The sequence below is a fragment of the Pseudomonas sp. GW823-FHT06B06 genome, from assembly GCF_058795195.1.
The window spans coordinates 34,052-51,297 of the sequence record NZ_JBXAHO010000031.1 but is presented as its reverse complement, the minus strand read 5'-3'; the positions used below and the strand labels follow the sequence as shown (position 1 = coordinate 51,297).

The window sequence follows — 17,246 nt, the reverse complement described above, 5'->3', positions numbered from 1 at the left end:
TGCCTGGCGACTAATTATTTCCAGGCGTCATCCGTTCTCAAGGAAGAAATTGCACAGCGCAACCCTCATCACCCCGTAGGAACGAGCTCGCTCGCGATGGTCGTCAATGATGACGATGGGCGCCTGACACCCCGCGGCGTTCTCCGGATTTTCGCGAGCAGGCTCGCTCCTACCAAGCCGAATTCAGGCAGGAAACCTCATGACCGACGCGTTCGAAATCCCCAGCACACTGGTCCAAGCCCTCCAGCGCCGCGCGGCCCTGACGCCGGATCGGGTGGCCTTGCGTTTTCTCGCCGAAACCCGGGACCAGGCTGTGGTGCTCAGTTATCGCGAGCTGGATCAGCGGGCGCGGACGATTGCCGGCGCGTTGCAGGCCAAGGCCGGCTTTGGCGAGCGCGCGGTGTTGTTGTTTCCCAGCGGGCCGGATTACGTCACGGCATTCTTCGGTTGCCTGTACGCCGGGGTGATCGCGGTGCCGGCCTATCCGCCGGAGTCGGCGCGTCGGCATCACCAGGAGCGGCTGCGGTCGATCATCGGCGATGCCGAACCGCGCCTGTTGCTGACCAGTGCCGGCCTGCGCGATTCGCTGCTGCAAATCGAAGGGGCGCCGCCGCTGTTGTGTGTCGATACCCTCGACAGCGCCCACGCCGAACGCTGGGTCGCGCCAGCCCTGGTAGACGCTGACATCGCCTTCCTGCAATACACCTCTGGTTCCACCGCATTGCCCAAGGGCGTGCAGGTCAGCCACGGCAACCTGGTGGCCAACGAATTGCTGATCCGCCACGGTTTCGGTATCGACCTGAACCCCGACGACGTGATCGTCAGCTGGTTGCCGCTGTATCACGACATGGGCCTGATCGGCGGCCTGTTGCAGCCGATTTTCAGTGGCGTGCCGTGCGTGTTGATGTCGCCGGCGTACTTCCTCGGCCGGCCGCTGCGCTGGCTGGAAGCGATCAGTGAATACGGCGGCACCATTAGTGGCGGGCCGGATTTTGCCTATCGCCTGTGCAGTGAACGAGTCAGTGAGTCGGCCCTGGAACGCCTCGACTTGAGCGGCTGGCGCGTGGCCTATTCCGGGTCGGAACCGATTCGCCTCGACACCCTGGAACGTTTCGCCGAGAAGTTCGCCAGCTGCGGTTTCAGCGAAGACAGTTTCATGGCCTCCTACGGTCTGGCGGAAGCCACGCTGTTCGTCGCCGGTACTCCGCGCGGCCAAGGCATCGGCAATTTGCGAGTGGACGACCGGGCCCTGGCGCAAAACCGTGCCGAAGCCGGCGAGGGCAGCGCGATCATGAGCTGCGGCGTCAGCCAGCCGGATCACACGGTGTTGATCATGGACCCGGCATCGCTCAACGAACTGGCTGACAACGCGGTCGGCGAAGTCTGGGCCAGCGGCCCGAGCATCGCCCACGGTTACTGGCGCAACCCCGAAGCCTCGGCCAAGACCTTCGTCCAGCACGCAGGTAAAAAATGGCTGCGCACCGGTGACCTGGGTTTCACGCGCGACGGTGAGCTGTTCATCACCGGGCGCCTGAAAGACATGCTGATCGTGCGCGGGCACAACCTTTATCCACAAGACATCGAACAGACCGTCGAGCGTGAAGTGGAAGTGGTGCGCAAGGGGCGCGTCGCCGCCTTTGCGGTCAATATCGATGGCCAGGAAGGCATCGGCATCGCTGCGGAGATCAGCCGCAGTGTGCAAAAAATCCTCCCGCCCGAGGCCTTGATCAAGGCTATCCGCCAGGCCGTGGCCGAGGCGTACCAGGAAGCGCCGAGCGTGGTGGTGCTGCTCAATCCGGGCGCCTTGCCCAAGACTTCCAGCGGCAAACTGCAACGCTCGGCGTGCCGCAATCGCCTGGCCGAAGGCAGCCTCGACAGTTATGCGCTGTTCCCTTCGGCGGTCACAGAAAGCACAGGCAACGTTGAGTCCGCCTGTGAGTTGCAAAGCCTGATCGGCCAGATCTGGTGCGAGCAATTGCAGGTCCAGCAGGTCGCTGCCGACGATCACTTCTTCCTGCTGGGCGGCAACTCCATCGCGGCCACGCAAGTGGTGGCGCGTCTGCGGGAACAACTTGGCCTGGAGCTGAACCTGCGCCTGCTGTTCGAAGCGCCGACCCTTGGTGCCTTCGCCGACGCGGTGGCGCGGCAACAGCAGGACGGTGGCCTCGCCCAAGGCGCGATCAGCGCGCTGTCGCGTAGCGAGGCCATGCCGCAATCCCTGGCGCAGAATCGCCTGTGGATCACCTGGCAGCTCGACCCGCAGAGCAGCGCCTACAACATTCCCGGTGCCTTGCGCCTGCGCGGCGAACTGGACGAAGACGCCCTGCGCGGCAGTTTCCAGCAGTTGATCGAGCGCCACGAATCCCTGCGCACACGTTTCTTCGAGCGTGACGGGGTGGCGCTGCAGCAGGTCGTTACGGCCGCTGAATTCAATCTGCAACGCATCGATATCAGCGATCTGCCGCTGGCCGAGCGTGAAGCCAAGGCTCGGCAAATCCGCGAGGACGAAGCGCGCACTCAGTTCGACCTGGAGAAGGGGCCGTTGCTCTGGGTAACGCTGGTGCGCCTCGACGACGAAGATCACCAACTGCTGGTGACGCTGCATCACATCATCGCTGACGGCTGGTCGATGAATGTGTTGATCGACGAATTTTCCCGGCTGTACGCGGCGGCTGCCCAAGGACAACAAGCCACGCTCGCGCCACTGCCGACCCAGTACGCCGACTACGGCAGTTGGCAGCGCCAATGGCTGGCGCAAGGGGAGGGCGAGCGCCAACTGGCTTATTGGAAGGCGCAGTTGGGCGATGAGCATCCAACCCTGAACCTGGCCACCGACCACCCGCGCTCGGCGCAACAGCTGCACAGCGCCGCCCGCCATACCGTGCGCCTGGGGGCGGACTTGAGCGATGATATTCGCCATACTGCCCAGGCTTATCAAGCCACGCCGTACATGCTCTTGCTGGCCGCGTTTCAGAGCCTGTTGCATCGCTACAGCGGGCAGCGCGACATCCGCATCGGCGTGCCGAATGCCAACCGCCCACGCCTGGAAACCCAAGGCCTGATCGGCTTCTTCATCAATACCCAGGTGCTGCGCGCCGAGGTGGATTCGCGCCTGCCATTCGTTGAGTTGTTGGCACAAACCCGACAGGCTGCCTTGGGGGCGCAGGCGCATCAGGATCTGCCGTTCGAGCAACTGCTCGAGGCCTTCCCCCAGGCGCGCGAACAGGGCCTGTTCCAGGTCATGTTCAACCACCAGCAACGGGATCTCAGCGCCTTGAAACGCCTACCCGGGCTGCTTGCCGAGGAACTGCCGTGGCACAGTCGCGAGGCCAAGTTCGACCTGCAGTTGCACAGCGAAGAAGATCGCAACGGGCGCCTGAGCCTGTCCTTCGACTACGCCAGCGAGCTGTTCGATGCCGCGACCATCGAACGCCTGGTCGAGCACTACAGCCGCCTGTTGCGCGTCATTAGTGAACAACCTGAAACCGCCATCGGTGATCTGCCACTGCTGACCGGAACTGAAATAAATCAGCAAGCCGAATGGGCCGTGGCTCCGTGCCCACCCGCCAGCCAGTGGCTGCCGGAACTGCTCAACCAACAAGCCCGTCAGACACCGGAACGCACCGCGCTGCTGTGGGACGGTGGCAGCCTCGATTTCGCCGAACTGCACACCCAGGCCAATCGTCTGGCCCACTACCTGCGCGACAAAGGCGTCGGTCCGGATGTGTGCGTGGCCATTGCCGGCGAGCGCTCGCCGCAACTGTTGATCGGACTGCTGGCGATCATCAAGGCCGGTGGCGCCTACGTGCCACTCGATCCGGATTACCCCGCCGAACGGCTGGCCTACATGCTCAGCGACAGCGGCGTCGAGTTGCTGCTGACGCACACTCAATTGCTCGAGCGCTTGCCAGCGACCGACGGCGTCAGCGTGATCGCGATGGACGCCCTGCACCTGGAAAACTGGCCAAGCCACACGCCGGGCCTGCACCTGCACGGCGACAACCTGGCCTACGTGATCTACACCTCCGGCTCGACCGGGCAACCGAAAGGCGTCGGCAACACCCACGCGGCCCTCGCCGAACGTTTGCAATGGATGCAGGACACCTATCGCCTGAATGAAACCGATGTGCTGATGCAGAAAGCGCCGATCAGTTTCGACGTGTCGGTGTGGGAGTGCTTCTGGCCGCTGATCACTGGGGCCCGGCTGCTGCTGGCCGGGCCGGGTGAACACCGCGATCCGCAGCGCATCGCGCAGCTGGTTCAAGCCTACGGCGTGACCACGCTGCACTTCGTGCCGCCGCTGCTGGCGTTGTTCATCGACGAACCGCTCAGCGCCGAATGCACCAGCCTGCGTCGGTTGTTCTCCGGTGGCGAAGCGCTGCCCGCCGACCTGCGCAATCGGGTGCTGGAGCGACTGCCGGCCGTGCAATTGCACAACCGCTACGGCCCGACCGAAACCGCGATCAACGTGACCCATTGGCATTGCTCCAGCGCCGATGGCGATCGCTCGCCGATTGGCCGGCCGCTGGGCAACGTGATCTGCCGCGTACTCGACCCTGATCTGAATCCCCTGCCGGCCGGCGTGCCGGGTGAACTGTGCATCAGCGGCATCGGCCTGGCCCGCGGTTATCTGGGCCGTCCGGGCCTGACCGCCGAGCGTTTTGTCGTCGATCCACTGGGCGAGCAGGGCGCGCGTCTGTACCGCACCGGTGACCGTGCGCGCTGGACTACCGATGGGGTGATCGAATACCTCGGACGTCTCGATCAGCAGGTCAAGCTGCGCGGCTTCCGTGTCGAGCCGGAAGAAATCGAAGCGCGGTTGTTGGCGCAAGAAGGTGTCGCCCAGGCGGTGGTGCTGGTGCGCGAAACGTCCGCCGGCGGCCAGTTGATCGGTTACTACACCGCCGACTCTACTGAATCCGAAGAAGCCCAAAGCACCCGCCTGAAAAACGTGCTGGCGGCGGAACTGCCGGAATACATGGTCCCGTCACAGCTGATGCGCCTGGACGAGATGCCCCTCAGCCCGAGCGGTAAACTCGACCGTCGTGCCTTGCCGGAACCGCAGTGGCAGGTGCGCGAACACGTCGAACCGGTGACCGAACTGCAACGGCAAATCGCCGACATCTGGCGTGCAGTACTGGGCCTGGGGCAAGTCGGCCTGGGCGATGACTTCTTCGCCCTTGGCGGCCATTCGCTGCTGGCCACGCAAATCATCTCCCGCACGCGTCAGGCCTGCGACGTCGAGTTGCCTTTGCGCGCCCTGTTCGAAAACAGCGGGCTGGGCGCCTTTGCCGAACAGGTGCGCCTGATCCAGGCCAGCGGTCGTACCAACGAACAGCCGCCAATCGCCCAGGTCGACCGAAGCCAAGCGGTGCCGTTGTCCTATTCCCAACAGCGCATGTGGTTCCTCTGGCAGATGGAACCGGACAGCCCGGCCTACAACGTCGGTGGCATGGCGCGCCTGCGCGGGGTGCTCGATGTCGAGCGTTTCGAGGCCGCGTTGCAGGCGCTGATCATGCGTCACGAAACCCTGCGCACCACTTTCCCCAGTGTCGATGGCGTCGCGCGCCAACAGGTGCATGCCTCAACCTCAGTGCGCATCGACTGCAAGGACTTCACCGCGCTGGATGCCGATGGCCGTGAGTGGCAAGTCCAGCAACTGGCCGACGATGAGGCGCACAAACCCTTCGATCTGGAAACCGGCCCGCTGCTGCGCGCCTGCCTGGTCAAGACAGCCGAACAGGAGCACTACCTGGTGCTGACCCTGCACCACATCGTCACCGAAGGCTGGGCGATGGACATCTTTGCCCGGGAACTCAGTGTGCTCTACGAAGCCTTCGTCGAGGAACGCGAATCACCGCTGGCGCCGTTGCCGGTGCAGTACCTGGATTACAGCGTCTGGCAGCGGCAATGGCTGGAGTCCGGTGAACGCCAGCGCCAGCTCGACTACTGGACGGCGCAACTGGGCCGCGAGCATCCGCTGCTGGAATTGCCGGCCGACCGTCCGCGTCCTCCGGTACAAAGCCACCAGGGCGAGTTGTACCGTTTCGACCTGAGCGACGATCTGGCGGCACGGGTGCGTGCCTTCAATGCGCAAAACGGCTTGACCCTGTTCATGACCATGACCGCCGCCCTGGCCACGCTGCTGTATCGCTATAGCGGCCAGACCGACCTGCGCATCGGCGCGCCGGTGGCCAACCGCATTCGCCCGGAAAGCGAAGGGCTGATCGGCGCGTTCCTCAACACCCAGGTGCTGCGTTGCCAGCTCGATGGGCAGATGTCCGTCGGCGAGTTGTTCGAGCAGGTTCGCCACACCGTGATCGAGGGCCAGTCCCATCAGGACCTGCCATTCGATCATCTGGTGGAAGCCTTGCAGCCACCGCGCAGCGCCGCCTACAACCCGCTGTTCCAGGTAATGTGCAACGTGCAGCGCTGGGAATTCCAGCAGAGCCGCAGCCTGGCTGGCATGACCGTACAATACCTGGCCAACGATGCCCGCGCGACCAAGTTCGACCTCAACCTGGAAGTCACCGACCTCGACCATCGCCTCGGTTGCTGCCTGACCTACAGCACCGACCTGTTCGACGAGCCGCGCATTGCGCGCATGGCCGCCCATTGGCGCAACCTGCTGGAGGCGCTGATTGCCGATCCGCAGCAGCGCCTCAGTGAGTTGCCGTTGCTCGAAGCCGGCGAGCAACAACAGTTGCTCGACAGCCTGGGCGTCGAGCCGGGCGCGCATCGACTCGACCAGTGCATCCATCAGCTGTTCAGCGAACAGGCCCGGGCGCGTCCCGATGCGCCGGCCCTGACGTTTGCCGGGCACACCCTGAGCTACGCCGAACTCGACAGCCGCGCCAATCGCCTGGCCTGGATGCTGCGCGAGCGCGGCGTGGGCCCGCAGGTGCGGGTGGGCCTGGCGCTGGAGCGTTCGCTGGAGATGGTCATCGGCCTGCTGGCGATCCTCAAGGCCGGCGGCGCCTACGTGCCGCTGGACCCGGAATACCCGCTGGATCGCTTGCTCTACATGATCGAAGACAGCGGCGTCGGTTTGCTGCTCAGTGACGCGGCGATGTTCCAGGCCCTTGGCGATTTGCCCGCGGGCGTCGGCCGCTGGTGCCTGGAGGAAGACTCTGCGGCGCTTGCCAATTATCCCGTCTGCGAACTGCCTGACAGCAGCCTGCCGCAACATCAGGCTTACTTGATCTACACCTCGGGTTCCACCGGTAAACCCAAAGGCGTGGTGGTGTCCCACGGCGAAATCGCCATGCATTGCCGCGCGGTGATCGAGCGTTTCGGCATGCGCCCGGACGACTGCGAGTTGCACTTCTATTCGATCAACTTCGACGCCGCCTCCGAGCGCTTGTTGGCGCCGCTGCTGAGCGGTGCACAGGTTGTGCTGCGTGCCCAGGGCCAGTGGGACGCGCAAGAGATCTGCGAACTGATCCGTCGCCACCATATCAATATCCTCGGTTTCACCCCGAGCTACGGCAGCCAGTTGGCGCAGTGGCTGGCAACGCAGAACGCAACCTTGCCGGTGCGCATGATTATCACCGGTGGCGAAGCGCTGACCGGCGAACACCTGGCGCGGATTCGTGCGGCGTTCAAGCCGAGCCTGTTCTTCAATGCCTACGGCCCGACGGAAACCGTGGTCATGCCGCTGGCCAGCCTGGCCCCCGAAGCATTGGAAGAAGGCGCCGGCAGCGTACCGATCGGCAGCGTGATCGGCGACCGCGTGGCGTACATTCTCGATGCCGACCTGGCGTTGCTGCCACAGGGTGCGACCGGCGAGTTGTACGTCGGTGGTGCCGGCCTGGCCCAGGGTTATCACCAACGTCCAGGCATGACCGCGGAGCGCTTCGTTGCCGATCCGTTTGCCGGCGACGGCGGGCGTATCTACCGTACCGGTGACCTGGTGCGCCAGCGCGCCGATGGCCTGGTGGAATACCTCGGGCGAATCGACCATCAAGTGAAAATTCGCGGTTTCCGCATTGAACTGGGCGAGATCGAAAGCCGTTTGCTGGAACATCCATCGGTACGTGAAGCGGTGGTGTTGGCGCTCGATGCACCGAGCGGCAAACAACTGGTTGGCTATCTGGTATCCGACGTCGCCGAACAGGACGAGTCGCATCAAGCCGCACTGCGTGAATCACTCAAGTCGCACCTCAAGTCCCAGCTGCCGGATTACATGGTGCCCACGCACCTGATCCTGATGGCGAGCATGCCGCTGACCGCCAACGGCAAACTCGACCGTCGCGCACTGCCTGCACCAGACACGGAGCTTAATCGCCAGCACTATGTGGCACCCAGCAACGCGCTGGAGCTGACGTTGGCGCAGATCTGGTGCGAAGTGCTGAACATCAAACAGGTCGGGCGCAACGATAACTTCTTTGAGCTTGGTGGCGACTCGATCCTGTCGATCCAGGTGGTCAGCCGCGCGCGCCAGCAGGGCATTTACTTCAGCCCCCGCGACCTGTTCCAGCACCAGACCGTGCAGACCCTTGCCGCCGTGGCGACCCGCACCGGGCAGGTCACCGCCGAGCAAGGCTTGCTCAGCGGCGAGTCGCGCCTGACGCCGATCCAGCACTGGTTCTTCGACACCGCCATTGCCCAGCGCCAACACTGGAACCAGGCGTTGCTGCTGCAACCGAGCGAGGCCCTGGAACCCCATCGCCTGGAGCAAGCTTTGCTGGCGGTGATTGAACAGCACGATGCGTTGCGCTTGCGCTTCCGCCAGGTGGGCGGTCAGTGGCAAGCCCGGCACCAGGCGATGTCCGATGTGCCGGTGCTGTGGCAAGTGCGCGTCGCGTCCATGGACCAATGCGCCGCCCTGTTCGCCGACGCCCAGCGCAGCCTCGATCTCGAAGAGGGGCCGTTGCTGCGGGTGTTGCTGGTCGACGGTCCCGAAGGTCAGCAGCGCTTGTTCATCGCGATTCACCACCTGGTAACCGACGGCGTTTCATGGCGCGTGCTGCTGGAAGATCTGCAGAGCGTCTATCGCCAACTTGACGCACAACAGCCGGTGCAAATGCCGGCCAAGACCAGTGCCTTCAAGGACTGGGCCGCCCGCTTGCAGGCCTATGCCGGCAGCGAATCCCTGCGTGAAGAACTGGGCTGGTGGCAGGCGCAATTGGCCGGGCCGAGCGCCGAGTTGCCCTGCGATCGACCGCAGGGTGGTCGCCAGCATCGCCATGCGCAAACCGTCAGCGTGCGCCTCGACAGCGAGCGCACCCGGCAATTACTGCAACAGGCGCCGAGTGCATATCGCACCCAGGTCAACGACCTGCTGCTGACTGCATTGGCCCGTGTGTTGTGCCGATGGAGCGGTCACGCGTCGGCGCTGATTCAACTTGAAGGCCATGGTCGCGAGGCGCTGTTCGACGACATCGACCTGACCCGCACCGTCGGCTGGTTCACCAGCGCCTACCCGCTGCGCCTGACACCCGCGAACATCGAGGAGGTGGCCGGGCAGGGCGCCTCGATCAAGGCGATCAAGGAGCAATTGCGCGCCGTACCGCACAAAGGGCTGGGCTATGGCGTGCTGCGTTATCTGGCCGATGAGCCTACCCGCCAGCGCATGGCCGAGCTGCCGGCGGCGCCGATTACCTTCAACTACCTGGGTCAGTTCGACCAGAGCTTTGCGGCCGATGCACTGTTCCATCCGCTGGATGAAGCGGTTGGCGCGGCCTTTGATGCGCAGGCGCCGCTGCCGAATGAATTGAGCGTCGACAGTCAGGTCTACGGCGGCGAACTGGTGCTGCGCTGGACCTTCAGCGCCGAACGCTATGCGCCCCAGACCATCAGCGAATTGGCCAATGCTTACTTGTGTGAGTTGAGCAGCCTGATCGAGCACTGCCTGCGCGATGACGCGGGCGGCCTGACGCCGTCAGACTTCCCGCTGGCGAAACTAAACCAGGCGCAACTGGATGCACTGCCGATTTCTGCAGCGCTGATCGAAGACGTCTACCCGCTGACGCCCATGCAGGAAGGCATGCTGCTGCACACCCTGTTGGAACCGGGCACGGGCCTGTACTACATGCAGGATCGCTACCGCATCGACAGCGAGCTCGATGCGCGGCGTTTCGTCCAGGCCTGGCAGGCGGTTATCGCCCGCCACGAAGCCTTGCGCGCCTCGTTCTGCTGGAACGTCGGCGAAGGCATGCTGCAGGTTATCCACAAACCGGGCAGCACGCCGATCGAATATCTGGACTGGAGCAAGATCGCCGCCGCCGAGCAGGAGCCGAAGCTGCAAGCCCTGCTCAAGTCCGAGCGCGAGGCCGGGTTCGACCTGCTCAACCAGGCACCGTTCCACTTGCGCCTGATCCGGGTGGGTGCGGCACGTTACTGGTTCATGATGAGCAACCACCACATCCTGATCGATGCCTGGTGCCGCTCCCTGCTGATGAACGACTTCTTCGAGATCTACACCGCCCTCGGCGAAGGCCGGGAAGCGCAGTTGGCCGTAGCGCCGCGTTACCGCGACTACATCGCCTGGCTGCAACACCAGAGCCTGGCCCAAGCGCGGCAATGGTGGAAAACCAACCTGCAAGGGTTCGAGCGGACCACGCCGATCCCGAGCGACCGGCCGTTCCTGCGCGAACATGCCGGCGACAGCGGCGGCATGATCGTCGGCGACCGCTACACCCGCCTTGATGCCCGTGACGGTGCACGGCTGCGTGAACTGGCCCAGGCGCATCAGCTGACCATCAATACCTTTGCCCAGGCGGCGTGGGCCCTGGTATTGCGCAGGCTGAGTGGAGATCGCGACGTGCTGTTCGGGGTCACGGTGGCTGGACGTCCGGTCGAGATGCCAGAGATGCAACGCACCGTCGGCCTGTTCATCAACAGCATCGCACTGCGGGTGAAAATCCCTGACGACCATCAGCGTTGCAGTGTGCGCCAATGGCTGAGCGCTTTACTCGACAGCAACATGCAACTGCGTGAGTACGAGTACCTGCCGCTGGTGAGCATTCAGGAAAACAGCGAACTGCCCAAGGGCCAGCCGCTGTTCGACAGCCTGTTCGTATTCGAAAACGCCCCGGTGGAAGTCTCGGTGCTCGACCGTGCGCAAAGCCTGAATGCGACGTCGGATTCGGGCCGCACCCACACAAATTTCCCGCTGACGGCAGTGTGCTATCCGGGTGATGACCTGGGTTTGCACCTGTCCTATGACCAGCGTTATTTCGATGAATCCACGGTCGAGCGCATGCTTGGCGAGTTCAAGCGCCTGTTGCTGGCGTTGGTCGAAGGTTTCCATGGTGACATGGCGGACCTGCCGTTGCTGGGCACTGAGGAACATGAATTCCTGATCCACGGCTGCAACCAGAGCGAACATGCATACCCCTTGGAGCAGAGCTACGTTGCCTTGTTTGAAGCGCAAGTGGCTGCCCACCCGCTGCGTATTGCCGCCAGTTGTCTGGATCAGCACTACAACTATCTGGAACTGAACCAGCGCAGTAACCGCCTCGGCCATGCACTGGTTGCCGCTGGCGTCGGGCTGGATCAACCGGTGGCGCTGTTGGCCGAACGCAGCCTCGATTTGCTCGGCATGATCATTGGCAGTTTCAAGGCGGGGGCGGGTTATCTGCCGCTGGATCCGGGGCTACCGGGCCAGCGCTTGAGTCGCATCATCGACCTGAGTCGCACGCCGTTGCTAGTGTGCACTCGAGCCTGTCACGCGCAAGCACTGGCGTTGCTGGATGAATTCGGTTGCGCCAGTCGGCCTCGGTTGCTGGTCTGGGAAGAGGTACAGGCGAGCCATGTATCGGTGGCCAATCCGGGCATCCACAGCGGGCCGGATAACCTGGCCTACGTGATCTACACCTCCGGCTCCACCGGTTTGCCCAAGGGCGTGATGGTCGAGCAGCGCGGCATGCTCAACAACCAGTTGAGCAAGGTACCGTACCTGAGCCTCGGCGAGGCTGACGTGATTGCCCAGACCGCTTCGCAAAGCTTCGATATTTCCGTGTGGCAGTTCCTCGCCGCGCCGTTGTTCGGCGCGCGGGTGGACATCGTGCCGAACAGCATTGCCCACGATCCGCAGGGTTTGCTGGCGCATGTTTCGGCGCAAGGCATCACGGTGCTGGAGAGCGTGCCGTCGCTGATCCAGGGCATGCTCGCCCAGGAACGCATGCGCCTCGATGGCCTGCGCTGGATGTTGCCGACGGGGGAGGCGATGCCGCCGGAACTGGCGCATCAATGGCTGCTGCGTTACCCGGAGATCGGGCTGGTGAATGCCTATGGCCCGGCGGAATGCTCGGATGACGTGGCGTTCTTTCGCGTCGACATGGCCTCCACCCGCGGCAGCTATTTGCCGATCGGTACGCCGACCGACAATAACCGCCTGTACCTGCTCGATGGTGCGCTGCAGCTGGTGCCGCTGGGTGCGGTGGGCGAGTTGTGCGTGGCGGGCACCGGGGTTGGGCGCGGCTACGTCAGCGATCCGCTGCGCACGGCCCAGGTGTTTGTGCCCAATGCGTTTGGTGCCCCAGGCGAGCGCCTGTATCGCACCGGCGACCTGGCCCGCCGTCGCAGTGACGGCATGCTGGAATACGTCGGGCGCATCGACCATCAGGTGAAGATCCGCGGCTACCGTATCGAATTGGGTGAAATCGAAGCGCGCCTGCATGAACAGCCGCAAATGCGCGACGCGGCAGTCGGCGTGCAGGAGGGGATCAATGGCAAGCATCTGGTGGGTTATCTGGTGGCGGCGGATTCAACGTTCGATCCTGCTCATTGCCTGGAGCAGATCAAGCAACGCCTGCGCGCCGAGCTGCCGGAATACATGGTGCCGCTGCACTGGTTGTGGCTCGACAAGCTGCCGCGCAACGCCAACGGCAAACTGGATCGCAAGGCCCTGCCGGCGCTGGAGATCGGCCTGTTGCAAAGCCAGGATTACCAGGCGCCGCGCAACGACCTGGAGCAGACGTTGGCGGCTATCTGGGCCGAGGTGCTGAAGGTCGGGAAAGTCGGCATCCGCGACAACTTCTTCGAGCTCGGCGGGCATTCGTTGCTGGCCACGCAGATCGCTTCGCGGGTGCAGAAAACCCTGCAGCGTGATGTGCCGCTGCGGGCGATGTTCGAGTGCACCACGGTGGAGGAGCTGGCCGAGTACATCGACGGGTTGGCGACAAGCGATATTACCGAGGAGAAGGTGGAGCGGTTGAATGATCTGATGGCTGAGCTGGAGGGGCTTTGATTCCGTGCTTCCTGGGCGGTTTTGCCTGAGGATCGTTTGCGTGAAAGTATCGTACTGATGGGGCGGGTTTTCTTTTGGCCGGGATGATCTGTTGCAGCGACTGGGTGAGTTGGATGCAGCGACCACGCTGGTGATCTGTGGCCATCAGGAAAAGCCGCAGCCTCATTTGGAGGCCCTTATAATGGCCTAACCATGGATGATCAGTTCAATCTTTCCGAGAAAACTACTGTCACCGTGTGTTTCGATGACTTTACCGCGCCCACTGATCCAGCCAATCTGTCAACTTCGCATCTTACTTTGATTCTAAAGTGGGATGAGTCTTTTGACAGTTCCCCTCCGATCGGTTTTCCTTTCAAACACCAACAGTAACTTTTTGACGCAGTTGGCTTGATGCGCTTCACCCAGTCCCGATGCCTGTGCATCGGGATTTTTTTTATTCGCAGTCCCCTTTTCCGTGGAGCACTGGCCAATCGGGTGGTAGTTGACGGGTTGATCTCAGGCTCAGAATTTTCTTCAAGCGTCAGTTGTGTCCCAGCCGCACTGCTATGTGCACATGCCATGATCTTTCTATTGTCCCAGGCACCGGTTCTCGTAGCTTGGGCCTGCTGTTCTTGAAACGTCGGATGACCGCTCCTGGCCGTAATCGTGCCAGGCTTGGGATCAGCTATACCATACGAAAATTCCTACCAGCAATATAGAGGTAGCTTACAGGTTGGTCCTTCAGGCGTCAGGATAAGTCCTACAAGAAGTACAGAAAAATCCGGCATACCGGTCCTTCAGAAAGCGCGAAGATGCGCCCCGTTGAATGCAGTGTTGCATTATAACCAACTTGATAAACAATCCGGTGTGGACTTTTGTCGCTTGGCTGAAGCTTGCACTATTATTTTGATGCTTAAAGGTGAAATTAATGTTCAAGAAAATTGCAATGTCTACTTCCGTGCTGGCTATGGCTTTTGCTTCTTCGGCCGCACTGGCTACTCCCCAAACTCATGATATTGAAGTGATTGCCGATATTCCAAGTGCTGACTTCTATGTTCAGCCTGTGTCAGTCGACACTGTAACACTGCCGCAGCGCTTTATTGTGGATGCTTCCGATCCGGCGGCTCCTGAAGTGAAAGATATGGTCCTTAAGTTCAAGGCAAAAAGTGCAGCTGGTGGTACGACCGGCCCTGCGATCATGGCAACCCTTAATGGCCCAACTAACATGGTTTCGGGCGCCAATACTATCGATCTGAATGTGAAATTCAACGGTGTAACATTGGTTGATGGTGCCCCGACGAGTGTCGTTGATGCTGATGCCGCGGTAAGTGAAATGAATGCGGATATGGAAGTTAGTGCAGTTAAACCAGGTGGCGGCTACCCTGAAGGTAACTATCGCGGCAACGTCAATGTTACATTTGATGCTCCATAATAGTTAAATAAATACTCCCAATCCATAAGCTATCTGTGTGGTCGACACGCTTCGTCGGCCGCATTCTAACTTGCACAAGCAAGCGCTAACTTGAGATAAACTTCCATGTTTTCGAAGACTCCTATCGCGGGAGCGCTTGCGCTAATTATTTGCGCGGGCGCGCTTGCCAGTGAAACCAAGCCAGCGGCCCAGTCCGTTAGTTTGCTTCAACAGGCTGAAGGCTTGCCTGCAGATTTTCATGAATTCTTTTTTGATGTTCCATTGGCAGTCCGGGTGGAAGTTGATCAACAGTTTCTAGGCGAAGCAATGATCCTGTTAAGCCGTGACGAGCGGGTGACACTGATCAACTTTACCGACACACGAGACAGTGACCTGACTTCCAGCGAGCGCGATGAGTGGGCCGCTCTCTTGATCCAGGGCGTGGCGTTGGGCGCGTGCAAAAGCGGCTGCCCTCGGGAATTGCTGACGGTTCACTACAGCCTTGAAGACTCCACGGTGTCGCTGGTAACGGCCAACGCCGAACGCGATCCGCAAGCTCGCCAGTTTCACGATCAGCCGGAAGGCGGCAGCGTCGGCCTGATTGTGCGCAATCAACTGAACATCAGTGGTGGACAAGAGCAGAACCCGGCCGGTCGTTATGGCCTGGAAGCGAGCGCGAGTCTGGCTAACTGGACGAACACCTTCAACGCGCAACTCTCGCGTATGTCGGGTGCCGACACGGGCATCAAGCATGCGGTCCACGAACTGCATACCCAGCGGGAACTGGAAGGCACCTTCTTTCGTGCCGGTTACTTTACACCCAGCGCGCAAGGCCTGACTCGGCCAATGCGCACCATCGGCTCTGGCCCCGATACGGTGTTGGGCATGATGTATGGCAGTTCTGACAGCCTGGCAATTGATAACCCTAAACCCAGCCTCTATCCGATTTCCGTGACCGCCAATCGCCAAGCGATGGTCGAAATTTATCGCAACGGCGTGCTGATCAATAGCCAGCAGGTAGCCAGCGGACTTCAGACGCTGGACACGCGTCCGTTGCCGGGCGGGATCTACGAGGTGGAAGTGCGCCTGATCGAAGACGGCCAGTTGATCTCCAGCAACCGGGAACTTATCTACAAGCCCAGGAACTGGAACAACCCGGAAAATCGCTGGCGTTACAACCTTTTCGCCGGTCGCGAAAGCAAGTTGCTCAGCAATTGGCAGGAACGCGATGATGGTGATTTGACCGCGGGCGCAGCCTTCAACTTTCTATTGCATCCGCGAGTTGTCCTGGGCTTGTCCGCGCGACAGGTCAAGGAGCAAATGCAGTTAGGCACTTCCGCCGAGTGGACGGCGGGCGACAGGACCTCTTTCTATAGCAGCGTTTCCCAGACCAAGGGCCAAGGCACGGGGATGGAGCTGCAAGCTGTGCATCAATACAACGGTGGTAGCCTGGTATTGCGCCATCAGCGCAGTTGGCTGGACACGCGCAATACTTACGAACAGCTGCCGGACGGGACCCATATTCGCCAGCGCAATACCTATAACGGGCAAACCAGCAACACGTCGCTGGCGGTAAACCAGCGCCTGAACAGCAAGAGTTCGGTCAGCGCGCAAGTCTCCCATAGCGAAGGGTACTCCGAGGGCTTGGGCATCGACCTGAGTTGGACCCGTAATGCACAGCTGTTTGGCCATAACGCCGACTGGCGCGTGGCGGTATTTGACCGGCCGGGGACAGTTGGCACGGCTGATCAGCGCAACAGGGGGGTCGATATCAGCCTGCGCCTGGCGCTGGGCTCAGACGGTCACCAAGTGTCCGGTAGCGTCGGTCAGCGCACATCGCGTGACGGTGGGCGCGATTCCAACGCATCGGTTTCCTATCGTCGGGACCTCAAGGATCACGTACTGCAAAGTGTTTCTGCAACCGCCAGTAGGGATGTCTACGGGACGGGGCTGGCGGGCACGGCCGATTTCATCACCGATCAGGTCAACGGCTCCATGCATGTACAACGTTCTTCCTACAACGGTCACGTCAGCGGTGGTTTGAATCTGGACAGCACCCTGGCAGTCAGTGGCCAAAAGGCTGTTCTCAGCGGTCAGGCCTCGACGAGGCAGGCGGGAATGATCATTGATGTCGAAAGCGAGGTGGATGATATCCAGATGCGCGCCGACGATTTGTCCGGCACCAGCACCACGTTACGTCCAGGACGTAATTTCATTCCGGTGTCGGCCTACAAGAACGGCACGGTGAATTTTGATTTCAACGGTACAGACGTGCCCGCCGCATCCATTCACCCTGCGCGTACCACTTATCACTTGAATAAGGGCGGCGTGGATTATCGCCAGGTGCGTATCCTCAAGACCGTGACGGTGATGGGCCGTCTGGTGGATGCCAGTGGAAAACCGTTGAAAGGCCATCATGTTATCAACCATGCCAGTCGTGGCGTCAGCGAAGTCGATGGGTTCTTCTCCATGGAACTTAGTGAAAAATCGCCTACACTTGAAGTGCGGCACGACAGTCAGTTGTTATGTCAGTTCAGGCTCGATCCAACCTCCCAGCGAGAGAATGATGTGCTGATGGTAGGCGATCTGCGGTGTCATCCAGACACTTTGGCCGAAGCTGCTTATAAGTCTGAGAAAGCCAGTTGATAGGCACTTATACAA

At 61.5% G+C, this 17,246-nt stretch carries 3 protein-coding genes and 1 pseudogene; all 4 read left to right on the top strand.

The window, feature by feature from the left end:
- Window positions 1-199: 199 nt before the first annotated feature.
- The 4 genes and pseudogenes from AC1Q8Q_RS23895 to AC1Q8Q_RS23880 all read left to right on the top strand — a co-directional run bounded on the left by AC1Q8Q_RS23895 (window position 200) and on the right by AC1Q8Q_RS23880 (window position 17,231).
- Window positions 200-13,195, top strand: coding sequence for a non-ribosomal peptide synthetase (locus AC1Q8Q_RS23895; RefSeq protein WP_492615573.1), 12,996 nt, complete (start codon window positions 200-202; stop codon window positions 13,193-13,195).
- Window positions 13,196-13,382 (top strand): annotated as a pseudogene (locus AC1Q8Q_RS23890) (alpha/beta fold hydrolase); the annotation flags it as partial. It abuts the gene before it with no gap.
- 720 nt (window positions 13,383-14,102) lie between these two features.
- On the top strand, window positions 14,103-14,606 hold the full coding sequence (locus tag AC1Q8Q_RS23885; protein ID WP_042955239.1) for a CS1 type fimbrial major subunit: 504 nt from the start codon (window positions 14,103-14,105) through the stop codon (window positions 14,604-14,606).
- Window positions 14,607-14,711: 105 nt separating this feature from the next.
- A complete protein-coding gene (locus AC1Q8Q_RS23880) occupies window positions 14,712-17,231 on the top strand; it encodes a TcfC E-set like domain-containing protein (protein ID WP_492615572.1) in 2,520 nt (839 codons plus the stop codon).
- Window positions 17,232-17,246: the final 15 nt, after the last annotated feature.

Excerpts from the sequence above, each read along its gene's own strand:
- AC1Q8Q_RS23895 (WP_492615573.1), top strand. The coding sequence starts at position 200 with ATGACCGACGCGTTCGAAATCCCCAGCACACTGGTCCAAGCCCTCCAG.
- AC1Q8Q_RS23885 (WP_042955239.1), top strand. The coding sequence starts at position 14,103 with ATGTTCAAGAAAATTGCAATGTCTACTTCCGTGCTGGCTATGGCTTTT.
- AC1Q8Q_RS23880 (WP_492615572.1), top strand. The coding sequence starts at position 14,712 with ATGTTTTCGAAGACTCCTATCGCGGGAGCGCTTGCGCTAATTATTTGC.